Below are 5,966 nucleotides of genomic sequence, written 5' to 3'. Positions count from 1 at the left end.
TCATGGAACACCCTCCGGTTGGGGATCAGGTGTCCAACTTTCGGGGGTCAGTTCACGTAAGGGCGAAAAGGTGACTATGCGTCATTATAGCAAATGAATGCGCTTACAACTGTGAAAACCCACGCCGATCGCATTTGACTTTGACTTACACAGCGTGTGTTTTAAAAGTTATATGCGCATTCATTCGCCATGTCGACGCACATGTGTCAGCGATGTCTCAAGTCCATACATCTTGGGAAAAGGAGGCAAAACCGTTCGGCTCCATTCATCCGGCCCCTACGCTTCGCTCCAGGGTCCCCTCACTCCGGGCTCCTGAAGTCGCAATTTGTGTCGCCTGAACTATCGCGCGCTTAGAAGCAACAGCAAGGGCAAAAGCTGGGCTGGGCTGGGCTGGGCTGGGCTGGGCTGGGCGTAATGATCTTGCGGAGCATGCCTGCATGACATTGCATTGGTGCAAAGAGCCGACTGCGTCGTTAAATATTATTGACCTCACTTGCGCCAAACCCTTGTCACTCAAGGCTCCGACGGCCTACAACCCCCGAAAAATGGCGGCTTGAGGCTTCGTCACTCGTTTGACATATCGAACGGCTCTGGCAAGCTATGAGTCAGGCCCCGACCGACATCGCCTGCAGGGCGAGCCGGCAGTGCTCGGGGCTTCAGGCAGCACTCAAGGCCCCGGCCGTGCGCCTGCACAACAACGACAGGCATGACCTGTCTCAAGGTGACATATGTCCAACAGCAACATTGGCAACAAGCAACCTTCCCTGCGCAAACCCGTCGTCCTGATGACCATGGGCAGCCAAGAGCGCAAAGGCCATGACTATCAGGTCATGACCCACAAATACATCTCCCCGCTGGTCGAGTTCTCCGGTTGTGTCCCGGTCCTGGTGCCCACCTGCTGCGGCGTCGAAGACCTCGAGACCTACCTGGACATGGCCGACGGCGTGTACCTGACCGGTGCCGGCAGCAACATCGACCCGGCCCTCTACGGCCAGGACAACCAGACGCCCGGCAAGGGCCAGGACAAGGACCGCGACCTGTTCGACATTCCGCTGGTCAAGGCGGCGATCAAGCGTGGCCTGCCGATCTTCGGCATCTGCCGCGGCATGCAGGAAATCAACGTGGCCCTCGGTGGCGACATCTACCAGAAGGTCTACGCCGAGCCAGGCTTCAACGACCACCGGGAAAACCCAGAAGATCCGGTCGAGGTCCAGTACGCCCAGGTGCACGGCGTGAAGATCAAGCCGGGTAGCTGGCTGCGCGACACCCTGGGCAGCGACGAAATTCGCGTCAACTCGCTGCACGGCCAGGGCCTGCGCAACCTGGGCGCCGGCATCGAGCCGATCGCCCATGCCGAGGATGGCCTGGTCGAGGCGATCCACGCCCCGAGCATCTCGCCCTTCCTGTTCGCGGTGCAGTGGCACCCGGAGTGGCAGGCGGCGAAGAACCCTGATTCGATCAAGATGTTCCAGGCCTTCGGCGACGCCTGCCGCGCCCAGGTCCGCAAGTCCCAGGTCAAGCGCAACCAGGCCGCCTGACCCTCTGAAGCTTCGTTAGCTTTGATCGCGGGGCGGCGCAAGGTCGCCCCCGTTTCCCACGGTCACCCTCTGCTGGTCCCAGAACACCTCCCGTGGAAGCGGGCGGCGGGCTTGTGCCTGTCTCCGCGATCTTTTTTCCTCTCTCCCTCATAGAGATACGATGACTCATAAGGTCTCGTGTCGTCTTGCCGCCCCTATCGCAGCGCAAGCCCGCTCCCGCAGCCCGGCAGAGCTGTCACGTCATGACTATAGGCGCGGGCTGCCCACGCGCTGAGGCCAGATCTGATCACTACCCCTCAGAAAATCCATGGACAGGGCTAGTCACAGAACAAGTTGTACGATAACTTACCTCTCACCTTGGTACCTCCTCCTTCCAAGCGCCACAGGATGCCTACAACAATGAATCCACAAGAACTGCAATCCATCCTCTCCCACGGCCTGCTGTCGTTCCCTGTCACCGACTTCGACGCGGCCGGCGACTTCAACCCCGCAGGCTATGTCAAACGCCTGGAATGGCTTGCCCCGTATGGCGCCAGCGCGCTGTTCGCCGCCGGTGGCACTGGCGAGTTCTTCTCCCTGGCCGCCAGCGAGTACAGCCAGGTGATCAAGACCGCCGTCGACACCTGCGCCACCTCGGTACCGATCCTCGCCGGCGTCGGCGGCTCGACCCGCCAGGCCATCGAATACGCCAAAGAGGCTGAACGCCTGGGCGCCAAGGGCCTGCTGCTGCTGCCCCACTACCTCACCGAAGCCAGCCAGGACGGCGTCGCCGCCCATGTCGAGGCGGTGTGCAAGGCGGTGAACATCGGCGTGGTGGTCTACAACCGCAACGTCTGCCGGCTGAACGCCGACCTGCTGGAACGCCTGGCCGAGCGCTGCCCGAACCTGATCGGCTACAAGGACGGCCTGGGCGACATCGAGCTGATGGTGTCGATTCGTCGCCGCCTGGGCGATCGTTTCAGCTACCTGGGTGGCCTGCCCACCGCCGAGGTGTATGCTGCGGCGTACAAGGCGCTCGGAGTGCCGGTGTATTCGTCGGCGGTGTTCAACTTCGTGCCCAAGACCGCGATGGACTTCTACCACGCCATCGCCCGCGACGATCACGCCACCGTGGCCAAGCTGATCGACGACTTCTTCCTGCCGTACCTGGACATCCGCAACCGCAAGGCCGGTTACGCCGTGAGCATCGTCAAGGCCGGGGCGAAGCTCGCCGGTTATGACGCGGGCCCCGTGCGCACGCCGCTGACCGACCTCACCGCGCAGGAGTACGAGATGCTCGCCGCGCTGATGGACAAGATGGGCCCGCAATAAGCGAGCACCCCGCGGCCTGCCAAAGCCGCCGCCGGAGCAGGGACGCCCCGCTCCGGCCTACAAACAATCCCCGTATAAAAATAACGAGTGGGAGTAACCAGCATGCAAGCGACGCAAAAGACGCATGTACGCTACCTGATCCTGTTGATGCTGTTCCTGGTGACCACCATCAACTACGCCGACCGCGCCACCATCGCCATCGCCGGCTCCAGCCTGCAGAAAGACCTGGGCATCGACGCGGTCACCCTCGGCTACATCTTCTCCGCCTTTGGCTGGGCGTACGTGGCCGGGCAGATCCCCGGCGGCTGGCTGCTCGACCGCTTCGGCTCGAAGAACGTCTACGCCTTCAGCATCTTCACCTGGTCGCTGTTCACCCTGCTGCAGGGCTTCGTCGGCGGGCTGCCTGTGGCCTGGGCGGTGGTCACGCTGTTCACCCTGCGCTTCCTGGTGGGCTTCGCCGAAGCGCCGTCGTTCCCCGGCAACGCGCGGATCGTCGCGGCCTGGTTCCCCACCCAGGAGCGCGGCACCGCCTCGGCGATCTTCAACTCGGCGCAGTACTTCGCCACCGCGCTGTTCGCCCCGATCATGGGCTGGATCGTCTTCACCTTCGGCTGGGAACATGTGTTCGTGGTCATGGGCGTACTGGGTATCGTGTTCTCGGCGGTGTGGATGAAGACCATCTACAACCCGCGCCAGCACCCACGCATCGGCCAGGCCGAACTCGACCATATCGAACAGAACGGCGGCCTGGTGGACATGGACCAGAAACGCGGCGGCGACGGCCCGAAATGGGGCTACATCAAGCAGCTGCTGACCAGCCGCATGCTGCTGGGCGTCTACCTCGGCCAGTACTGCATCAACGCCATCACCTACTTCTTCCTCACCTGGTTCCCGGTTTACCTGGTGCAGGAGCGCGGCATGACCATCCTCAAGGCCGGCTTCATCGCTTCACTGCCGGCGGTATGCGGCTTCATCGGCGGGGTGCTCGGCGGGGTGCTGTCGGACTGGTTGCTGCGTCGCGGCAACTCGCTGACCTTCTCGCGCAAGCTGCCGATCGTCTGCGGCCTGCTGCTGTCGACCACCATGGTGTTCTGCAACTACGTCGAGGCCGAATGGATGGTGGTCGGCTTCATGACCCTGGCGTTCTTCGGCAAGGGCATCGGCGCCTTGGGCTGGGCGGTGGTCGCCGACACCTCGCCCAAGCAGATCGCCGGCCTGTCGGGCGGGCTGTTCAACACCTTCGGCAACATCGCCTCGATCACCACGCCGATCGTCATCGGCTACATCATCAGCGCCACCGGTTCGTTCAAATGGGCCCTGGTGTATGTGGGCGCCAACGCCCTGGTGGCGGTGTTCAGCTACCTGGTGATCGTCGGCCCGATCAAGCGCATCGAGCTCAATGAGCCGCCCAAGCGCGAACCTGCGCCCGACGCCGAACTGGCCCGCCAGTAAGCCGGACACGTCGGCGCCCAACGGCGCCGGCGACAGCACCACGCCTGAGAGACAAGACAAGAAGGGCCTGACCATGCAGTTGATCGAACATTCCGAGTCGCCCCGCTACGTACGCCTGCACCCCGACGACAACGTCGTGGTGGTGGTCAACGACGGCGGCCTGGGCGAAGGCGCGCGCTTTGCCGATGGCCTGACCCTGGTCGAGGGCGTACCGCAGAGCCACAAGGTCGCCACCGTGGACATTCGCAAGGGCGAGGCGGTGCGCCGCTATGGCCAGGTCATCGGCCATGCCCTGGCAGACCTGCGCCAGGGCAGTTGGGTCAAGGAAGATCAACTGGCGATGCCGGCCGCGCCCGAGCTTGCCAGCCTGCCACGCTGCGACGCCGTGCCCGCCGCCCTGCCGCCACTCGACGGCTTCACCTTCGAGGGCTACCGCAACGCCGACGGCAGCGTCGGCACCCGCAACATCCTCGGCATCACCACCACCGTGCAGTGCGTGACCGGCGTGCTCGACCACGCGGTCAAGCGTATCCGCGCCGAACTGCTGCCCCGCTACCCCAATGTCGACGATGTGGTCGCCCTCACCCACAGCTACGGCTGCGGCGTGGCGATCAACGCCCGCGACGCCTACATCCCGATCCGCACCGTGCGCAACCTGGCGCGCAACCCCAATCTTGGCGGCGAGGCGCTGGTCATCAGCCTGGGCTGCGAAAAGCTCCAGGCCGGCCAGGTGATGCACGACGGCGATCCGTCCGTGGACCTCAGCGAGCCATGGCTATACCGCCTGCAGGATGCGACGCTGGGCTTCGGCGAGATGATCGAGCAGATCATGACCCTGGCCGAGACCCGCCTGAAAAAGCTCGACCAGCGCCGCCGCGAGAGCGTGCCGGCCAGCGAACTGATCCTCGGCATGCAGTGCGGCGGCAGCGACGCCTTCTCCGGCATCACCGCCAACCCGGCGCTGGGCTATGCCGCCGACCTGCTGGTGCGCGCCGGGGCGACGGTGCTGTTCTCGGAAGTTACCGAGGTACGCGACGCCATCTACATGCTCACCTCCCGCGCCGAAACGCCGGAGGTCGCCGAAGCATTGGTGCGCGAAATGGACTGGTACGACCGCTACCTGCAGCAGGGCGCCGCCGATCGCAGCGCCAACACCACGCCGGGCAACAAGAAAGGCGGTTTGTCCAACATCGTCGAAAAAGCCCTGGGCTCGATCGTCAAGTCCGGCAGCGGCGCGATCCAGGGCGTGCTCGGCCCCGGCGAGCGGGTAACGCGCAAGGGCCTGATCTTCTGCGCCACCCCGGCCAGCGACTTCGTCTGCGGCACCTTGCAGCTGGCGGCCGGGATGAACCTGCATGTGTTCACCACTGGTCGCGGCACGCCCTATGGCCTGGCCATGGCGCCGGTGGTCAAGGTGTGCACCCGCAGCGAGCTGGCCCAGCGCTGGCCGGACCTCATCGACATCGACGCCGGGCGCATCGCCAACGGCCGGGCGAGCATCGAGGAGCTGGGCTGGGAGCTGTTCCATTACTACCTGGACGTGGCCAGCGGCCGCAGGCAGACCTGGGCCGAACAGCACGGGCTGCACAACGACATCACCCTGTTCAACCCAGCACCGATCACCTGACCGACACAGGTAGCGTGGGGGGGGGGGGGGGGGGGGGG

4 protein-coding genes are annotated in these 5,966 nt (G+C 64.3%); all 4 read left to right on the top strand.

The features are described 5' to 3' along the window. The first annotated feature begins 728 nt into the window (after nt 1–728). The 4 genes from ACODS9_RS26330 to garD all read left to right on the top strand — a co-directional run bounded on the left by ACODS9_RS26330 (nt 729) and on the right by garD (nt 5,928). On the top strand, nt 729–1,538 hold the full coding sequence (locus tag ACODS9_RS26330; protein ID WP_046855389.1) for a gamma-glutamyl-gamma-aminobutyrate hydrolase family protein: 810 nt from the start codon (nt 729–731) through the stop codon (nt 1,536–1,538). A 399-nt stretch (nt 1,539–1,937) separates the two neighbouring features. Beyond that, a complete protein-coding gene (kdgD, locus tag ACODS9_RS26325) occupies nt 1,938–2,849 on the top strand; it encodes a 5-dehydro-4-deoxyglucarate dehydratase (protein ID WP_046855388.1) in 912 nt (303 codons plus the stop codon). Nucleotides 2,850–2,951: 102 nt separating this feature from the next. Beyond that, complete coding sequence (locus ACODS9_RS26320; protein ID WP_401112041.1) at nt 2,952–4,301, top strand: MFS transporter; 1,350 nt, start codon at nt 2,952–2,954, stop codon at nt 4,299–4,301. Between the two features lie 73 nt (nt 4,302–4,374). Continuing rightward, nucleotides 4,375–5,928, top strand: a complete 1,554-nt coding sequence (garD, locus tag ACODS9_RS26315) for a galactarate dehydratase (protein WP_489095109.1) — start codon at nt 4,375–4,377, stop codon at nt 5,926–5,928. Nucleotides 5,929–5,966 lie beyond the last annotated feature (38 nt).

The organism is Pseudomonas sp. FG36 (assembly GCF_057809275.1).
The sequence above is the reverse complement of the archived record's forward strand: the minus strand, read 5'-3'. Positions and strand labels throughout refer to the sequence as shown.

What these genes read in the sequence shown, in the direction of transcription:
- kdgD (WP_046855388.1), top strand. Translation starts at nt 1,938, where the DNA reads ATGAATCCACAAGAACTGCAATCCATCCTCTCCCACGGCCTGCTGTCG.
- garD (WP_489095109.1), top strand. Translation starts at nt 4,375, where the DNA reads ATGCAGTTGATCGAACATTCCGAGTCGCCCCGCTACGTACGCCTGCAC.
- ACODS9_RS26320 (WP_401112041.1), top strand. Translation starts at nt 2,952, where the DNA reads ATGCAAGCGACGCAAAAGACGCATGTACGCTACCTGATCCTGTTGATG.
- ACODS9_RS26330 (WP_046855389.1), top strand. Translation starts at nt 729, where the DNA reads ATGTCCAACAGCAACATTGGCAACAAGCAACCTTCCCTGCGCAAACCC.